The sequence below is a fragment of the Pseudomonas gregormendelii genome (assembly GCF_017114825.1).
In the GTDB taxonomy this organism is placed as follows: Bacteria; Pseudomonadota; Gammaproteobacteria; order Pseudomonadales; family Pseudomonadaceae; genus Aquipseudomonas; species Aquipseudomonas gregormendelii.
In genome coordinates, this window is record NZ_JADEVO010000001.1 from 185,068 (window position 1) to 202,587 (window position 17,520).

Annotated in this window: 14 protein-coding genes; 8 read left to right on the plus strand and 6 right to left on the minus strand. The window is 59.4% G+C overall.

Annotation, left to right across the window (positions count from 1 at the left end; genetic code table 11):
- Positions 1-165 precede the first annotated feature (165 nt).
- Positions 166-2,577 (minus strand): glucose/quinate/shikimate family membrane-bound PQQ-dependent dehydrogenase, encoded by a 2,412-nt coding sequence (locus IMW75_RS00875; protein ID WP_205891637.1) that lies wholly within the window; start codon positions 2,575-2,577, stop codon positions 166-168.
- Positions 2,578-2,789: 212 nt separating this feature from the next.
- Entirely contained in the window at positions 2,790-4,172 is a 1,383-nt protein-coding gene (locus IMW75_RS00880; RefSeq protein WP_205891638.1) for a carbohydrate porin, read from the minus strand.
- 425 nt (positions 4,173-4,597) lie between these two features.
- On the opposite strand from IMW75_RS00880, the gene IMW75_RS00885 reads away from it, so the two are divergent.
- The 3 genes from IMW75_RS00885 to IMW75_RS00895 all read left to right on the plus strand — a co-directional run bounded on the left by IMW75_RS00885 (position 4,598) and on the right by IMW75_RS00895 (position 6,956).
- Entirely contained in the window at positions 4,598-4,828 is a 231-nt protein-coding gene (locus tag IMW75_RS00885; RefSeq protein WP_045058041.1) for a VF530 family protein, read from the plus strand.
- Positions 4,825-5,463, plus strand: a complete 639-nt coding sequence (locus IMW75_RS00890) for a Pr6Pr family membrane protein (protein WP_237142223.1) — start codon at positions 4,825-4,827, stop codon at positions 5,461-5,463. The genes IMW75_RS00885 and IMW75_RS00890 overlap by 4 nt, the downstream gene beginning before the upstream one ends.
- A gap of 278 nt (positions 5,464-5,741) precedes the next feature.
- Positions 5,742-6,956, plus strand: a complete 1,215-nt coding sequence (locus tag IMW75_RS00895; protein WP_205891640.1) for a hypothetical protein — start codon at positions 5,742-5,744, stop codon at positions 6,954-6,956.
- 71 nt (positions 6,957-7,027) lie between these two features.
- Here IMW75_RS00895 and IMW75_RS00900 read toward each other — a convergent pair whose 3' ends face one another.
- The 3 genes from IMW75_RS00900 to IMW75_RS00910 form a co-directional block, all read right to left on the minus strand.
- Positions 7,028-7,216: a hypothetical protein gene (locus tag IMW75_RS00900; protein WP_205891641.1), complete on the minus strand. Its 189-nt coding sequence runs from the start codon at positions 7,214-7,216 to the stop codon at positions 7,028-7,030.
- 78 nt (positions 7,217-7,294) lie between these two features.
- A complete protein-coding gene (locus tag IMW75_RS00905; protein ID WP_205891642.1) occupies positions 7,295-8,080 on the minus strand; it encodes a siderophore-interacting protein in 786 nt (261 codons plus the stop codon).
- The gene (locus IMW75_RS00910) at positions 8,077-8,652 is read right to left on the minus strand and encodes a PadR family transcriptional regulator (protein ID WP_205891643.1); all 576 of its coding nucleotides are present in this window, start codon (positions 8,650-8,652) and stop codon (positions 8,077-8,079) included. Before IMW75_RS00910 ends, IMW75_RS00905 begins: the two co-directional genes overlap by 4 nt.
- 306 nt (positions 8,653-8,958) lie before the next feature.
- Between IMW75_RS00910 and IMW75_RS00915 the strand changes: the two genes are divergently transcribed.
- Complete coding sequence (locus tag IMW75_RS00915) at positions 8,959-9,282, plus strand: hypothetical protein (RefSeq protein ID WP_045058036.1); 324 nt, start codon at positions 8,959-8,961, stop codon at positions 9,280-9,282.
- Positions 9,283-9,347: 65 nt separating this feature from the next.
- Here the strand turns inward: IMW75_RS00915 and IMW75_RS00920 are convergent, their stop codons facing one another.
- On the minus strand, positions 9,348-12,467 hold the full coding sequence (locus IMW75_RS00920; RefSeq protein ID WP_205891644.1) for a transglycosylase domain-containing protein: 3,120 nt from the start codon (positions 12,465-12,467) through the stop codon (positions 9,348-9,350).
- Positions 12,468-13,102: 635 nt separating this feature from the next.
- Here IMW75_RS00920 and IMW75_RS00925 point away from each other — a divergent pair.
- The 4 genes from IMW75_RS00925 (at position 13,103) to IMW75_RS00940 (ending at position 17,515) form a co-directional block, all read left to right on the plus strand.
- Positions 13,103-14,524: an amino acid permease gene (locus tag IMW75_RS00925; RefSeq protein ID WP_045058034.1), complete on the plus strand. Its 1,422-nt coding sequence runs from the start codon at positions 13,103-13,105 to the stop codon at positions 14,522-14,524.
- A 168-nt stretch (positions 14,525-14,692) separates the two neighbouring features.
- Positions 14,693-15,067 carry a GtrA family protein gene (locus tag IMW75_RS00930; protein WP_045058033.1) on the plus strand — a complete coding sequence of 125 codons (375 nt, stop codon included), beginning with the start codon at positions 14,693-14,695 and terminating at the stop codon, positions 15,065-15,067.
- Positions 15,064-16,005, plus strand: a complete 942-nt coding sequence (locus tag IMW75_RS00935) for a glycosyltransferase family 2 protein (protein ID WP_205891645.1) — start codon at positions 15,064-15,066, stop codon at positions 16,003-16,005. The genes IMW75_RS00930 and IMW75_RS00935 overlap by 4 nt, the downstream gene beginning before the upstream one ends.
- A gap of 1 nt (position 16,006) precedes the next feature.
- Positions 16,007-17,515 (plus strand): glucosyltransferase domain-containing protein, encoded by a 1,509-nt coding sequence (locus IMW75_RS00940; RefSeq protein ID WP_205891646.1) that lies wholly within the window; start codon positions 16,007-16,009, stop codon positions 17,513-17,515.
- Positions 17,516-17,520: the final 5 nt, after the last annotated feature.

Here is a 17,520-nt window from a genome sequence, read left to right on the forward strand (position 1 = left end):
TCTTAGATGGGGCAGGTGGGGGGTGGTTTCAATGGCGAGGGATATTTCAGGGTATGTGTTCAGTGTTTTGACAGCATGGAGTCTTCGAATGCCGGACAAAATCCCGGGGCACAAAAAAGGCGACCCCCTCACAGGGGTCGCCTTTCGTTTAACCGCCGCTAATACTTACTCGGACAGTTTATAAGCAATTACGTAGTCACCCTGCTTGGTGCCCAGCGAGCCATGACCGCCGGCCATGACCAGCACGTACTGCTTGCCGTCCTTGCCGGTGTAGGTCATCGGCGTGGTTTGCGCGCCGGCAGGCAGGCGGCCTTCCCACAGTTGCTTGCCGTTCTTCACGTCGTAGGCACGCAGGTACTGGTCGAGGGTGCCGCTCAGGAAGCCCACGCCACCGGCGGTGACGAAGGTCCCGCCCAGGCTCGGAACGCCCATGCTCAGCGGGATCGGTACTGGCGAGCTGTCACGCACGGTGCCGTTCTTGTGCTTCCACAGGACTTTCGAGGTGGTCAGGTCGATCGCTGCCACGTAACCCCAGGCCGGTGCCTGGCACGGCAGGCCCATTGGCGACAGCAGGGCTTCGAGGACGACGCCGTATGGCGCGCCTTTGTTTGGCTGCACGCCTTCGGTTTCGCTTTTACGCGGGCCTTGGGCAGCGATTTCGGCGGCCGGGATCATTTTCGATTTGAACGCCATGTAGCTTGGGTTCACGAAGGCGATCTGGCGCACCGGGTCAACCGAGATACCGCCCCAGTCGAACACGCCGAAGTTGCCTGGATACACGATCGAACCCTGCAGCGATGGCGGCGTGAACGGGCCGTCGTAGCGCATGGATTTGAAATCGATCCGGCAGATCAGTTGATCGAACGGGGTCACGCCCCACATGTCACGCTCCTGAAGCGGTGGTGGCATGAGGTTCAGGTCGGATTTGGGCTGGGTCGGCGAGGTGTGGTCACCTGCAACAGCGCCTTGCGGTACCGGCACTTCGTTGATCGGCACGATCGGCTTGCCGGTGCTGCGGTCCAGTACGTAGATGCTGCCCTGCTTGGTGGAGGCGAGCACCGCTGGCTTGACGCCGTCAGCGGTTTTCAGGTCCATCAGGGTAGGCTGGCCACCGACGTCCATGTCCCACAGGTCATGGTGGGTGAACTGCATGTGCCAGCGCACCTGGCCAGTGGCGATATCCAGCGCGGTCAGGCCGGCAGCGTGCAGTTCCGACTCAGGAGTACGATCGCCACCGAATTGGTCCGGGGTCTGGTTGCCCATTGGCAGGTAGAGCATGCCGAGTTTTTCGTCGACCGCGAACATCGACCACATGTTTGGCGAGTTGCGGGTGTAGACCTGGCCTTCGGCAATCGGTGTGGTGTCGTCGGGTTTGCCGCTGTCCCAGTTCCACACCAGCTTGCCGGTGTGCACGTCGAACGCGCGAATCACGCCGCTTGGCTCGTCGGTGGAAACGTTGTCGGTGACGTGACCACCAATCACGACCAGGTCTTTGGTGACGGCGGGTGGCGAGGTGGAGTAGTAACCGCCGGCATTGAAGCCGCCGATATTGGCGCTCAGGTCGACCTGGCCACCGTTACCGAAGTCTTCGCACATCTTGCCGGTGTCGGCGTTCAGGGCGATCAGGCGGGTGTCGGCAGTTGGCAGGAAGATGCGACGCGGGCAGGCGTTGCTGGCCGGCGCCGGGCTGGCAGTACCGGTCGGGCTTTGCTCGGAAGCGTAGACGGCGTCGTCGTGATACGACACGCCGCGGCAGGTCATGTGCGCCCAACCCTTGAAGTTCGCCGCGTTCTGCGTGGAGAGCTTCGGATCGAAACGCCAGATTTCCTTGCCGGTGTCCGGATCAAGAGCGATCACCTGGCTGTGCGGCGTGCACACATACAGCATGCCGTTGACTTTCAACGGGGTGTTTTCCGCAGTGGTCTCGCCTGGATCGTTCGGCCCCGGGATGTCACCCGTACGGTATTCCCAGGCCGGAACCAGTTTGTGAACATTTTCCGGGGTGATCTGCGCCAATGGCGAGTAACGATCGCCGTGGGCGCTACGGCCGTAGGAGTTCCAGTCACCGTCCGGCATGGCCGGGGCGGTGTTGGCCATGCCCGGCACGCTGTCGCGGTCCAGTTGGCCCTTGATTTCACCCGGGTTGGTGAACTGGCTGGCCAGTGCGGTTGCACCGGCGATCACCACGGCCACGGCGAGAACGCCGGTGGTCATGGGGCCCGTGCCTTCGCGCAACATCGGACGGCGGAACCACGGCAGCAACATGGCGATGCCCAGGGCAAACAGCAGCGCCAGGCGTGGCACCAGTTGCCACCAGTCCAGGCCCACTTCCCACAGCGACCAGATGGTGCTGGCGAACAGCACCAGTGCGTACAGGCTCAGCGCAGCACGTTGTGCAGCGATCAGCAGCGCGCCGGTCAGCGTCAGGCCAATACCGGCCAGCAGGTAGTAAAGCGAGCCGCCCAGCATGCTCAGCTTGATTCCCCCGGCCAGCATGGCCAGGCCCATTAGCAAAAGCAGAATGCCGAGCAGAGTCGGCAATAGACGGCTTCGACTCAAAGCACCATCAGTGCTCATAGTGTGGTTCTCCGTGACGTTTTAAGTAGTCCCGCGCAAGTTCACTGTAGATGACGATCTGGCGTGGGCATGGTTCAGATAAAAAACGGCCCTCTGTAGGAGCGAGCTCGCTCGCGATGGTCGTTAACGATGACGCTGGGTGTCTGGTGCCCTGCGGTGTTCTCGGGTCCATCGCGAGCAAGCTCGCTCCTGCAGTGGGGTTAGGGTGTTGTTTAGAACGAAGACTGGATCTTGATCCCGCCAATCAGCGCGTCATCGACCTTGTCTACCCCACCCGGGTGGCGGATGTACTGCAGGTCCGGGCGCACGGTCAGCCAGTCGGTGACGTGCACGCCGTAATAGAGTTCGGCGCTGTATTCGGTGTCCTGCGGCGGCAGGTAGGTCGGATCGTCGAAGTCGGACACGGCGCGGGCCTGGTTGGTCGCCTCGGCGTTCTTGCGATAAGCCGGGTTGACGTGCACTCGCGCCATGGCGAAACCGATATCGTCCTTGGCCCGTGCATCGAACAGGCCCTTGTAAACGACCCCGGCCTGGACGTAGTTGTCGATGGCGTTGGTCTTCTTGTCGTGCATCGTGCCGTTGGCGAACACGCTCAGCCCCCGGGAGTTGTCACTGGCACGGCTGGTCAGTTGCTGCTGCACGCCAAGCCATAGGCCATGTTTGCTCGAAGCGCTGCGGTAGGCCTCGCCGCTCAGGGCTGCCGGCTGGCCATTGCTGTCCTTGTAGGCATCGGTGGCCTTGGCGTTGCTGTAGTAATAGCCGACGCGGTACTCGCCTGGCAGGCCCTTGACCTTGGGTGACCACACCAGCTCCACCGGCAGGATCGCCCCCTGGGTGCCGCTGCCACTGAGCTTGAAGCCATTGTTGCGGTCCAGGTTGGACGGGTTCTGTTCGTACGCCCCGACCTGCGCGTACAACTCCGGTGTCAGGTGATATTTGACGCGCAGGGCCCACTGGCTGACCGGCCAGTTGTACCAGATACCACCGACCCAGTTGCCGACCTGGGAGCCGCAGAACGCCAGGTTCTGGAAGTCGCACGGGAAGCTGTTGAAGTCTTCGCCTTCGCCGAAGCGGCCGGCCTTGATGTCGAGCTTCTGGTCGAAGAATTTTTGCTGGTACCACATTTGCGTCAGGCGCCAGGTCTGCCCGCGTCCCCAGACTTCCTGGGCCGAAGTAAACCCGCCGACGCGCGGGTCGTTGATGCGGTCATTACTGATGTTGTTGCCGCTGCGTTCGGTGACGGTCAGCTGGAATTCGGCCGCGTCCCAGCCGAGAATTTTCTGCAGGTCCAGATGGGTGCCCAGACCGAACTGGTCGCTGTAGCGTGCGGTGCGATCGTGGTCGTAGCCACCGTGCAGGTTGCTGCCCATTTCACCGGTGTAATCGACCTTGAAGTCATAGCCTTTTTCCGCAAGCTCGGTGCGACTGCCGTTCCAGTCACCCAGCATCCAGGGCGATTCGCTATCGAAGGCCGGGGCGGCCTGGGCACAGGTAACCAGGCTCATCGCGGTGAAGCCGCCGATCAGGTGGAGCATTTTCAGGCGGGCAACAGGCGCACAGACAGCGCTGTCTTGCGAAACGTGCAAATCGGGCATGGGAAAAATTTCTTTGATCTTTTTCTGGGGGATGAACTGAAAAGCGCAAGGGTGGAGCAGTCAGCAGAAGCGTTTCAGCCGGGAAGGGCGTAAGGATAATGTTCTGTTACAAATAGAGAAAGCGCTTTTGCTGAGATGCATCCTTTCGGATTTGGTAACAGTCGTGTGCGACCCCTTGCCGCAGGGATTGACAGGCAAAAACACACCCTGTGGGAGCGGTGCTCAAATGTACCCGGGCGCTGGTATACGCCCCGGATGGCGATCACCCGGCGCATCGCGAGTCAGGCGAGTGCGCAAAACCGCAGGAGCTGGCGAAGGCTGCGATCTTTTCTGGTTGGCCTACAGTTAACTGAGCCCTTTCACCAATCGAAGCCCTCGGCTAAGGTGCGCGGCTTCTTTATTCTTTCTTCGCGCAAAGGCCCGGCATGACCGAACAGAACAACAACCCGCTGCACGGCGTGACCCTGGAGCAAATCCTCAACGCCCTGGTCGAGCACTATGAATGGTCGGGGCTGGCCGAGCGTATCGACATTCGCTGCTTCAAGAGCGATCCGAGCATCAAGTCGAGCCTGACCTTCCTGCGTAAAACGCCATGGGCGCGGGAAAAAGTCGAGCAGTTGTACATCAGGTTGATGCGCACCAAGCGACCGCTTTGAACAGGCTCGGCCAAGCCGTGGCAAGGGGCCGTTTCGTCGCCGTGGCAGCCGTGCTCGGCTGGGCGGGGCTGAGCATTCAGCTGTACCTGATTCTCTATTCGCGCTTCACCCTTGAGGCCAGCCTGATGGGTGGGCTGGTGAGTTTCTTCAGTTATTTCACCGTGCTGAGCAACACCTTGGTGGCCACGGTCCTGACCTGTGAGCTGACCTCCCGGGAATCAGCCACGCGACGCTGGTTCCTGCAGCCATGGGTGAGCAGCGGGGTGATGGTAAGCATCGTCGTGGTCGGGGTGGCGTACAGCCTGTTGCTGCGACATCTGTGGCACCCTGAAGGCTGGCAGTTCCTGGCCGACGAGCTGATGCACGACGTGATGCCGTTGCTGTACCTGGCCTATTGGTGGTTCTGCGTACCCAAGGGCACGTTGCGCCTGCGGCACATTGGCCTGTGGGTGATTTACCCGATAATTTACTTCGTGTATGTGCTGTTTCGCGGACACGCGTTGGCGGTGTACCCCTATCCGTTCATCAATGTGGACACGTTGGGTTATCCACAAGTCCTGATCAACGCCAGTGGCGTATTGGCCGGGTTCGTGGCGAGCGCGTTGATCGTATTGTGGTTGGATCGGCATCGCTAACAGCAAGTTTCGCAGCATGAAAACTCTTGAGTAGGCTGCTACGTAATAGTCAATGACGGCGGTCATTGTACCTGCGGATTCGCTGTGAGATTTCGGAGTATTCCTATATCACTTGATTGGGTGACGTGTATATCTAGCAGTGTTCTTCCTTCATTGCAGATGCGCAGTCGGATTTTTCGATTTCTCATAAACTTTGCTGTCTGGATTGCATCCGTAATGAAAGCGCTGAGTTAATGGAGGTCGGTGCCGTATTTAATGTTTAAAGGGAAGCAAGATAAATGGACCTATCGCGTATTTCTACTTCAATACTTCTTCGCGGTTTACTGGTAGCTGTCCTCGCAGGCGCTGCAGGGATAGCCTGTGCGGCTAACGTTGATATTGATTTTGAGTTTGTGCCCGACGGGGGCGCTCCCAACAAAAAATTCGTTAACAAATCTTCTATCACCGGGATCTGTGCGGAGCACCCCGATAAGTGCGCCGCACCGCACACAGGAAGTTCGAAAGTAAATGTCCGGTTCAACAGTGGCCCCATCTATGACCTCCGAGAAAATACGGTCCAGTTCAGGATACCGTCTGCCTCGCGCTTCTCGGTAAAAGGCGTCAACGGAAAGCAATATTCGGTAACACTTCATATACGCGGTGTTGGTGCCCGATATGATCTTAGCCCTGCGACCGTCTTGTCTATCACGGGCAAGAACCCACCAGAGGGGCATAAGTCTTTGTGGGTCGGTGGATGGTTTCAGGACATCAATGCTCCATGCCGCGCTGTATCTGGCCTTGATTCGGGAAAGTCGATGGGTTTGTACAATTTTTTCTGGTACGGCCCGGAGGGGGCAGTCTGCGGGAAAAAGACACGGTACAGTCTTCCCGGGCTGTATCTTGACTCGATGAACTTTATTTATGAGGTCGATACACCCAACCCTTATGAAATGGATGCAGGGATCTACGAAGGCCTCATTAATTATAATGTGGCGACCGAGTTTGAACCTGGTTATTTTCTGACGCCGTATCAGAGCAATATCTCGGTGAAAGTCACGCTGAGAGTCACTCACGTGTTGCGGGTTAATATCTTTGGTGGCAATAAAGTGGTGCTTTCCCCTCCGAGAGGCTGGGATCACTGGGAGAGCATTGGGCGACCGCCAACATTTTTGCTGGGTCAAACTGGCTTTCATCTCGACGCTTCTTCACTGTTTACCGTGAAATTACGTTGCGAGATGACCCTGTCTAGTGACTGCGCTTTGAAAAGTACGACTGGCAAGCTTGTAAAGCTGGATACCTTTTTCCAAGCGCCTGCAGGCCTGATAGATGAGGCGGGAGGCTGGGTGCCAGTTTATAAGCTCTCGGCATTGATCCCGAAAAAATTCAAAGTTTCCAATTACGTTTCAGCTCCGGGGAGACTGTCTTTTGAAATCCCGGCCAGTAGGGTCCCATCGATGGAGACCGGAACGACGTATTCGGGCACTGTCACGGTGATCTGGGATTCGCAGGTTTGAGCGCAGAACCAGCCACCGTCGAGTGACTGGTTTGCCAGCGGATCAGGAACCCCGCATTTAAAGGTCGAGATCTATGATTCTAATGTAACGTTCAGCATTTTGAATTCCTCCAGCGCCTGAATCAACGCCGGCATATCGTCGTAATTCCGACGCGCATGGAGCGGGTCGCAGGCGGCCTGCTGATCCAGGCCGGGCAGCCACTGCTGGGCTGGATTCGCCGCCGTAATGCCGGATACATGAGGACAATCTTTTTTCTTCAATACCTGCCGCAACCCCGGTAAGGCTCGGCAGGTCAGCGACGCTGTGAGGACGGTGTTATGTGTTGCCCTGCGCCAGCTTCATTGTTCAACCGTGTCGTCCAGCCGCCAGTAACCCGCCGCCTTGACGAATTGATCGTCCAGCCCATGCTCATCCAGCAGCACCCGGCGAATCTGCCGCGAGGTCCTGGCCTCGGTCGCCACCCAGGCGTAAAGGTTGCCTGCAGGTACCTGCAGTTGTTTGACCGTGCGCAACAGGTGGTCCTTGCCACCTTCGCGCAAGACCCAGATCACCTGGACCTCGGCCGGGCTTTCGAGCTTTTGCTGCTCGGCGCCGTTCTCCACTTCGACGATCACCAGGGCCCGCCGATTGGCCGCCAGGCCTTCCAGGCGCCGGGCGATGGCGGGCAGGGCGGTTTCGTCGCCGATCAGCAGGTAACTGTCGAAGATATCCGGCACGATCATCGACCCCCGTGGCCCGCCGATGTGCAGGAACTGCCCGGGTTCGGCCTGTTCGGCCCAGGTCGCGGCGGGGCCGTCGCCGTGCAGCACGAAGTCGATGTCCAGCTCCAGCGTATCCAGGTCGTAGCGACGCGGGGTGTAGTCGCGCATGGCCGGCAGCGGTTGCCCGGTTTTGCCGGCGCCGAGTACCAGGGTTTCCAGCGCCGCTGTTTCAGCCGCATTCTGTGGGAACAGTAGTTTGACGTGGTCATCGGTACCGAGGCTGATGAAGCCCGCCAGTTCCGGCCCGCCCAAGGTAATGCGCCGCATGCGTGGTGTCAGGTCGACCACGCGCAAGACTTCCAGGCGCCGGCGTTTAATCTCGTGCGTGACGCGGTGAATGGTTTGGGTCTGGACTGCAGTCATTCGGCTTTCTCCTGGGCTGCTTGAACGGCAGGGCCGTCGACGATGGCTTTGGCGGTGTTATTGAGCAGGCTGGCGACACGGACGATTTCTGCCGCGCTCCAGCGACCGTGGTGCAGTTGCAGGGCATGGCGCAGGTTATGCACCGCTTCGTGAATTTCAGCGGGGCGGTCATGGCCGCGCAACGACCGTTTGCTGACATCGATGCGCATGCGCACGCCGTCCAGCGCCACGGCTTGCTCGCTCAGGTACAAGCGGCCGGCGTCGGTGATGCGGTAACTTTTTTTCCCGCCGTCGGCGTCGCCCTGAATCATTTCGCTTTCTTCAAGGAAGGTCAGGGTCGGGTAGATCACTCCGGGGCTGGGGCTGTATGCACCGTCGAACAGGCCTTCAATCTGGCGGATCAGGTCATAACCATGGCAGGGCTGCTCGGCGATCAGCGCCAGCAGCAGCAGCTTCAGGTCGCCCGGGGCGAACACCCGTGGGCCACGGCCGCCGCGCTCGCGGCCTGGGCGTTTTTCGAAGCCGTCGCGGCCATCGCCGTGTTCACGGTGGGGGGAATGATGGTCTCTCATTTTTCTTGCTCTCTGTCGTGTTTAGATAGAGCGTAAGATATATCTTATTGATGGGCAATGTCGCTCGACGAACGGTTGCCTGGCAGGCAATACCCTGAAAGCGTTTTGCGCAGGCGAGTGCGAGGGCATGCGTGGGCGGCCGCTTATTGAAGCCAGGGAGCGGTTTATGAATGCGCCGTTCAAAAGGTTGTCAGGATGCTTACGCTCTTGATTTTGATAAGCTTTGCCAGCGATGTTTCCATGCAATGCGCTACGTGAGGTGCAAGCCCCAAGTTGTCCTTTATCTCAAGACCTTCCTGAACGCTCGTGCGCCGGGCCGCCTTCAGCCGGCGCCAGTGTACGGTTTTTGCGCACCTGGCTTGGAAGGCCCTGACTCATGTCCTGGATCAACTGATCTTCGATGGCTTGCTGGTCTTACGAGACCTCAAGGGCGCTGCCGATGAACACAAGGCGTTGCTGCAGGGCAATTACACCCGTCAGCACCAACTGCAACAACTGGCGGAGGCTCTTGAGCGCTTTGCGCAAAGGGTTGCCGACACTCCTGGGCCGTCACGGCAGACCTGCATGCGCTGGGCGCTTGCCTGGGCCGGATCGGCACCTGGCTCAAAAGCGTCGGCGATCAGTGGCTGACGCTGGAGTTGCTCGTCTAGCAGGGTCATGCACAGCAACCACTGCTGGACAAGGCGGCGTCGCGATTAGTTCGAAGAAAGCCGAGAAACCACCGGCGGCTGGCACTGGGTCTGGCTACCGGGTTGCAGGTAGGGCGTGAGTATCGGCGCCATCCCCTTGAGCACCTGCACCGGCAGGGCAGAAGTGAACTTGAACGCTTCAGCCGTGCGACCGGGTACGAATGCGGTCATGGTGCCGAAGTGGGTATCGCCGATAAAAAACACGAAGGTGGCCGTGCGGTTGATCGACTTCGAACTGAGTATCCGCCCGCCCGAACCGATGGCTTCGATACGGTTATCCCCGGTGCCTGTCTTGCCGCCCATGGCCAATGGTTTGCCGTCGGGCGTGATGAAACTACCGGAGACCCGTTTGGCCGTGCCGGCATCTACCACCTGCGACAGGGCTTCGCGCATGGCCTTGGCAACCTCGGTTGGCATGACCCGTTTGCCGGCATCCGGATTACTGATCAAGCTGGTTTCATAGGGCGTGTTCGCCGCGAAGTGAAGGCTGTCGATGCGCAGCGTCGGCATGCGCACACCGTCGTTGAGAATGGTCCCGATCAGCTCAGCCAGCGCCGCCGGGCGGTCGCCCGAGCTGCCGATGGCCGTGGCCAGTGAGGGCACCAGGTGATCGAACGGATAGCCGACTTTCTGCCAGCGCTGGTGAATGTCGAGGAAAGCCTCGATCTCCAGCATGGTGCGGATGCGACTGTCCCGGGCGCCTTTGTGTCGGCTCTTGAACAGCCAGCTGTAGACTTCCTGGCGCTCGAACTGGCTGGCCTTGACGATCTGGCTGAACTTGGCGTCGGGGTTGTTCAGCAGGTAACCCATCAACCAAAGGTCCAGGGGGTGGACCTTGGCGATGAAGCCCTGGTCGGGCAGGTCGTAGGCGCCAGGACGATAGTTTTCGTAGAGCCGCTCAAGGCGTTCGTCCGTGAGTTTTTCCGTGAGCTTGGCGCCTTTGAGGTGCGAACGGACGAAGCTGTTGAAGCTTTCCTGGCTGGCTTGCGGCAGCAGGTAACGATGCACTGCGGCCATGCGAATCGGCGTCGGCCGCATGCCGTCGAGGAAGGTTTCGAGGCGTGCCTGGGTGTCCTTGTTCTTGTACTTTTTCCAGAATTTCAGCAGGAACGAGGTGCCTTCGCGGTCGGCGAAACTGGCCAGGTATTCCTGGCGTCTGGGGTCGCGGTCGTCCTTGAGCAATTCGGCACTGTTGTTCGGGCCGGAGTAGGTGGTGTAGCGCACCAGGTCGCGCATCAGCCGGATGAAAGGCAAGTTGATCGACTCACGCAGCGCGTCGCGCAAGGTGGGCAGGCGTCCGTTGTCCTCTTTGCGAAAGTTGTTGAAGGTGTGCAATCCGCCGCCGGTGAAGAAGGCTTCGCCGGGGCTGGCGGAGTATTTTCGATCAAGCGCGGCACCGAGCATGGTTTGCAGGTTGCGGTCCTTGTTCTGGATGAAGTAATCGATGGCCCAGCGGCTCAGGCGATCCTGGTCCGGGACCTCGACTTTCTTCAGTTCCGGCACGGTCATGGCGGCATATTTATCATGCAGCTCGGCGATGATTTGCAGATAAGTCGTCATCACCCGCATTTTCGCGGTTGAGCCCAGCTCCAGCTTGCTGCCTTCGTTGATGTCGAAGGGCTGGTCGGTGCTGTCGGTCTGGACTCGTACCCGGGAACCGTCCGGGGTCAGTTCGAACAGGGTGAAGCTGTAGCGCACCTGGGCGGTGCTGGTGGGGGTCAGCAGACGTTCGCCCATCAGGCCGATTTGCGCGGCGAAGACGGGGTCGGCCAAGTGCTTGAGGTACTCGGTGGCCTGGGTTTGCAGGTCGCCTTGCAGGGTGCTGGTGGCCGACAGGTCAAGCCGGTCGAGATCGTACAGCGGACGGTTGAGCAGGCCGCCGAGACGACTGCGGGCGACGCTGATGCCTTTATTGGTTTCGATCGGCTGGATAGTCGGCTGCGTGGCCCAGTCGCGATAGGTGACTTTGCTGGCCAGTGCGGCGGCCGACAGCGGCGCGTCGATCACGCCATTCTGCGCCAGTAAGCGAATGTGGCTGTCGGTGAGGCTGGCCAGTTCATCGTGGCCTTTGGTCAGGTAATGCGAAGGGCGGCGCTGGGCGATCATCAGCGATAACATTTCGCGCAGGGCCAGGCCTTTTTCCGCCAGGCTTTTCGGATCCGTTTGAGTGCTGGCCAGGCGTTGGTTGGCCTGGTTGAAATCGGCCCCGTACCAGACGCGCAAACCCTCGGCCATGCCGTGCACTTCGCCATGCCCGGGCACGGCGGACAGGGGCACGCTGTTGAGGTAGTCACGCACAACGTTTTGCCGGGCGACCAGGGTGTCGGGCCCGGCCTGATAAGCGCGCACGGTGGCTGAAATCATCTGCCGGATCTTTTCCGCACCGGACACCGTCAGGCCATCGGGCGAATGCCGGTATTTTTCCAGCTGGGTCGCCAGTGTGCTGCCGCCTGCCGACTGACCGGGCATGTGCAGCAATTTTGCAACCTGGGACCAGGCGGCCATGCCGAACCGTGGCCAGTCCACCGCCGGGTTGGCATGGGGCTGACGCGGGTCGAGCAGGAAGCGGTTTTCGATAAACAGCAGGCTGCTGACCACCACTGGCGGAATCGCATCGAAGCTTGCGTACAACTGTTGCGGGTATTTGTATTGATACAAGGGGGCCGCCCGGCAGTCAGTGATTGACAGCCCGGCCTGGATTTTTTCCGCGTAGGGGACAAACAAGCCTTTGTCGCTGTAGTCCATCAACGCCTGGGAGAAACGGGTTTGCGACTTCACCACGTAATCACGCTTGATCAGGCGTGGTAGAAATTCCCCGAGGGAGCTGTAGCCCAGGCGCAGGTCAAAAGGACCCGCGCCGGGATAGCGAATGGCATCGCTGGGACCGGGTTGCAGGTCGTAATTGAGCGTCGCGGCATACTTGCTGACCTCCCTGGACTGGAATTTCGAGGTGCGCATTTCCTTGGCGGCCGCCAAGCCGACGACGATGAGGATAATCAACAGCAACAGGAAAAAAGCCTTCCACCCATGTTTTGAACCACGGGGTTTTTCAGGTGACGGCGCTTCATCCACAGCTTCAGTCTGGACCACGGTTTTACTCGAATCGGTTTGCCACAAAGCGCCCATAGTCGACTGATCCATTCACGCAGATTGATCGGACTTGTCTGAAGCTTAGTCGGTGGTTGGCGATGGCGAAAAAATTGTGAACAAGCTTGTGCGCAGGAGCCTACAGGAGCCCGCAGGAGCCCGTAGGAGCTATCGAGTGAAACGAGGCTGCGATCTTTTGATCTTGTGTTTAAAAAAACGGATCAAAAGATCGCAGCCTCGTTTCACTCGACAGCTCCTACAAGTTGTATTGCAAGTTGGAATGCAGGTTGGAATGCAAGTAATGCCCAGGATTTGCCCGACAGGCTTGAGATAGAGCTGTTCGCGGGTAAATACGGCCTAAGTAGGGACATGACGACGCACCAATAGCGTGCAATACTTCGCGCCGTTTTAGCTGCGAAAATTCCTACAATGTCCAGGTAATGCCCCTCCGCAAACCGGTCTTTTCCCGAGAGTTCTCGCTGAATGTCGTGGTTTATAGAGTGAAAAACCCTGCCGTAAGCTTTTTATACTGCACGCCCCGCTGATCTTGGAGGTTTTGTCCTACAAGACGGTTCTGCCCACGAAGCAGGTCCGGTTTCAGGCAAGCAATGGCGACCCGCCCGCGCTTGGTTACTCGGTGGTCATATCCAATAACAAGACGAGGTTGTACCCCCATGCCAGTCGGCAATCACCTGCCCCACGGCGAGACCGCTCAGGGCGGCCCGCTTAAACGCGAACTCGGCGAACGGCATATTCGCTTGATGGCGCTCGGTGCCTGTATCGGCGTCGGTCTGTTCCTTGGTTCGGCCAAGGCCATCGAAATGGCCGGCCCGGCCATCATGCTTTCCTACATCATCGGCGGTCTGGCGATCCTGGTGATCATGCGCGCGCTCGGTGAGATGGCCGTGCATAACCCGGTCGCCGGGTCTTTCAGCCGTTACGCTCAAGATTACCTGGGCCCGTTGGCGGGCTTCCTCACCGGTTGGAACTACTGGTTCCTGTGGCTGGTGACCTGCGTGGCGGAAATCACCGCCGTGGCGGTGTACATGGGTGTGTGGTTCCCCGAGGTACCGCGCTGGATCTGGGCCCTGGCGGCGTTGATCAGCATGGGCTCGATTAACCTGATCGCTGTGAAAGCCTTCGGCGAATTCGAATTCTGGTTCGCCCTGATCAAGATCGTCACCATCATTGCCATGGTGATCGGCGGTGTTGGCGTGATCGCGTTCGGCTTCGGCAACGACGGCGTGGCGCTGGGGATTTCCAATCTCTGGGCCCACGGCGGTTTCATGCCCAACGGCGTACAGGGCGTGTTGATGTCCCTGCAGATGGTGATGTTCGCCTACCTCGGCGTCGAGATGATCGGCCTGACAGCCGGCGAAGCGAAAAACCCGCAGAAGACAATCCCGAACGCGATCGGCTCGGTGTTCTGGCGCATTCTGCTGTTCTACGTCGGCGCGCTCTTCGTGATCCTGTCGATCTACCCGTGGAACGAAATCGGCACCCAGGGCAGCCCGTTCGTGATGACTTTCGAGCGTCTGGGCATCAAGACTGCAGCCGGTATCATTAACTTCGTGGTGATTACCGCTGCGCTGTCGTCCTGCAACGGCGGCATTTTCAGCACCGGGCGCATGCTTTACAGCCTGGCGCAGAATGGCCAGGCCCCGGCCGGTTTTGCCACGACCTCGAGCAACGGCGTACCGCGTCGCGCACTGCTGCTGTCGATCGGCGCCTTGCTGCTGGGCGTGCTGCTCAACTACCTGGTGCCTGAGAAAGTCTTCGTCTGGGTGACGGCAATTGCCACCTTTGGCGCGATCTGGACGTGGGTGATGATCCTGTTGGCCCAGCTCAAATTCCGCAAAGGCCTGAGCGCCAGCGAACGTGCCGGCCTGAAATACAAGATGTGGCTGTTCCCGGTCAGCTCGTACCTGGCGCTGGCGTTCCTGGTGCTGGTGGTGTGCCTCATGGCCTACTTCCCGGACACCCGCGTGGCGCTGTATGTCGGCCCGGCCTTCCTGGTGCTGCTGACGGTGTTGTTCTACGTGTTCAAATTGCAGCCGACCAATGTATCCCAGGGTGCGGTGCGTTCAGCTCCCTGAGTCTACGTAGGTGAAATGCCCAAGCCCCGGTCTGTTGATCGGGGCTTTTTTGTGGAAAAGGACCTCACCGCCGGTCTGAAAAATACCCCCGCCTGTGATTTCTGACAGTCGCCAAGCTCAAACCCTTATGTGCCGAGGATGACGGTAGTCAGCAACGGAGGGGGCGGCATGAGACGCTTGTGGAAAGGAATGTCCAGCTACACGGTGATCGGGATTGCAAATACGCTGATCCATTGGCAGATTTTTTTCCTGCTCAGCGTGGCGGCTGACTTCAGCCAGGCCAGCAGTAACCTCATGGCGTTCTGCGTGGCCGCCTCTTTCTCTTTCTACATGAACGCGCAATTCACCTTCGACGGCAAAACGTCGGTCGCCAACTATGCTCTATTCCTGGTGACCATGGGTGCCTTGAGTCTGGGGGTGGGCCATGTTGCCGACGTCTGGCGACTGCATGGCCTGCTCACGGTCGGGCTGTTTTCCGCATTGAGCCTGGTGCTGGGTTTCCTCTTCTCCAAATACGTTGTCTTCCGCGAGCATCAGGTATGAAAATCTCGCTCATCGTGCCGGTGTTCAATGAAGAGCAGGCCATCAATCTGTTTTACCAGGCCGTGCGCAACGAGCTGAAACTGGACCAGACCGAAGTCGAAATTGTTTTCATCAACGACGGCAGCACGGACCGTACAGCCGAACAGGCGGCCGCGCTCGCGCAGGTCGACGAGCAGGTCGTGCTGATCAATTTTTCGCGTAATTTTGGCAAGGAACCCGCGCTGTTCGCCGGCCTTGAACATGCCACCGGCGATGCGGTGATTCCCATGGACGTCGACCTGCAGGACCCGATCAGCGTAATCCCGTTGTTGATCGAACAGTGGTTGAAGGGGGCGGACGTGGTGCTTGCCAAGCGCCGTGATCGCAGCGCCGACAGCTACATGAAGCGCCACAGTGCCTCACTTTTCTACCACCTGCTCAATCGCATTTCCTACACCCGCATCGAAGAAAATGTCGGCGATTTCCGGCTGATGGACCGCAAGGTCGTCGACGTGATTCGCGCGCTGCCGGAACATCAGCTGTTCATGAAAGGCGTGCTGTCCTGGGCCGGTTTCGACACCGTGGTGGTGGAGTACGAGCGCGCCTCGCGGGTGGCCGGCAACAGCAAATTCAACGGCTGGAAACTGTGGAACCTGGCGTTGGAGGGCGTGACCTCGTTCAGCACGGTGCCGTTGCGCCTGTGGACCTACATCGGTGGTGCCATTTCAGTCTTTGCCGTGCTGTATGCGGTGTACATGGTGCTGGACAAGATCTTCTTCGGTAACAGCGTCCCTGGGTACCCCTCGCTGATGACCGCCATTCTGTTTCTCGGCGGTGTTCAACTGATCGGCATCGGCATTCTCGGCGAGTACGTCGGCCGCATCTACATCGAGGCCAAGCATCGACCGCGTTATGTGATAAGGGACATCGTCGGCGCCAGGCAGGGGCGCGATCTTTAACATGGGCCGACTGCGTGACGCTCTGACCCGTGAGCTGGGGCGGCGCCAGGCCTGGTGGTTGTTTGTGCTGGCGACGCTGGTGTATGTGTTGCCGCTGATCCTTGCCGACTACCGCTATATCGATGACAACTGGCGCGCGTTGTCGGGCGGCATGGAATGGGCAGGGCAGGGACGGTTGTTCGCCGAGCTGATGTACAACGCCCTGACTTTGAGCCCTGGCGCGCCGAACATTTTTCCGTTGCCGCTGTTGATCGCCACGCTGGCCATGGCTTCGGCCTTGACCCGCCTGACGTTTCACTACTGGCGCGAGCCCAGGGTCTCCAACTGCCTGGTGGTGTTGCCGCTGTGGTACAACCCGTTTTTTCTGCAGAACCTGTCTTATCAATACGATGGCCCTGCGATGGCATTGAGCGTGGTGGCGGTCGTCTACGCGATCAGTTTTCACCACACCTCGCGCATCCTCCAGTGGCTGGTGCCTGCCGGTCTTGTTGCGTTGGGTTTGGGCTTGTATCAGATCAGTTTTAATGTGTTCCTGGGCTTGTGCTGCCTTGAAGTGCTGAAGGGCGCCCATGACCAGCTGGAATGGCGCAAGTGGCGAGATCTGATCGGCTGGAGAATCGCCCAGGCGGCCCTTGGCGCGTTGATCTACGGCGTGACCGCCTACCCGTTTACCGAGGCAAATCGCACCTTGTTATTGAACCTGGACGCCGATCCCTGGCTGCAGGTGCTGATCAATATCGGCCGCGTGCTGGAAAAGGTGCAGTTGCTGTTCCATGGCGGCTTTACCTGGGTGCTGGCCGGGCTGCTGTTGTGTGCAATAGCGGGCGCCGCAGGGCTGGGGCGCGAGATTTCCAGGCGTCCGGACAGCGCAGCCAAACGCCTGTCCATCGGCCTGGTATGCCTGCTGACCCTGCCGATGGTGACCTTGCTTGTGTCGGGCATGGCGCTGTTATTTCGCGACTTCAACGAAGGCGCCAGAACCTTGATGGGCTTCGCCGTGCTGCTGGTGCTGCTGTTCTACCTCGGCCACCTGGCATTGGCGCGGCTTCACCCGCGCCTGCCGCTGCTGCTGGCCTTACCGCTGCTGGCAATGCTGTCGCTGTCCTACGCCTACGGCCGGGTGCTGACCGTGCAGAAAGCCTTCGCCACCCAGGCCCTGGGCAGTCTTGCGCAAGACATCAGCGCCCATCGCGAGCTGCGCGAAGCCAAGCGTATCTACCTGTCGGTGACCTATTCCGACCACTGGCTGACCGGCGCGGCCGGTTCGTTTAGGCAGATGCCGGTGCTGCATTACCTGCTCAACATCGACTTCTACATACTGGCCGAGAACCTTCCCGGCGTCGGCATCACCAATGTGGTCGCCGAGAAGGAACGGCGCAATGCCACGCGCGTGGGATACCTGGCCTATCCAGCGCTGGTGGACAGGCCGTACTACCGGATATACCTGATTGGCGACTACGGGTTTATCGTCGTCAAGGAACCACCGCCGATCAAGACTTTGCGCTGGTGAACCCG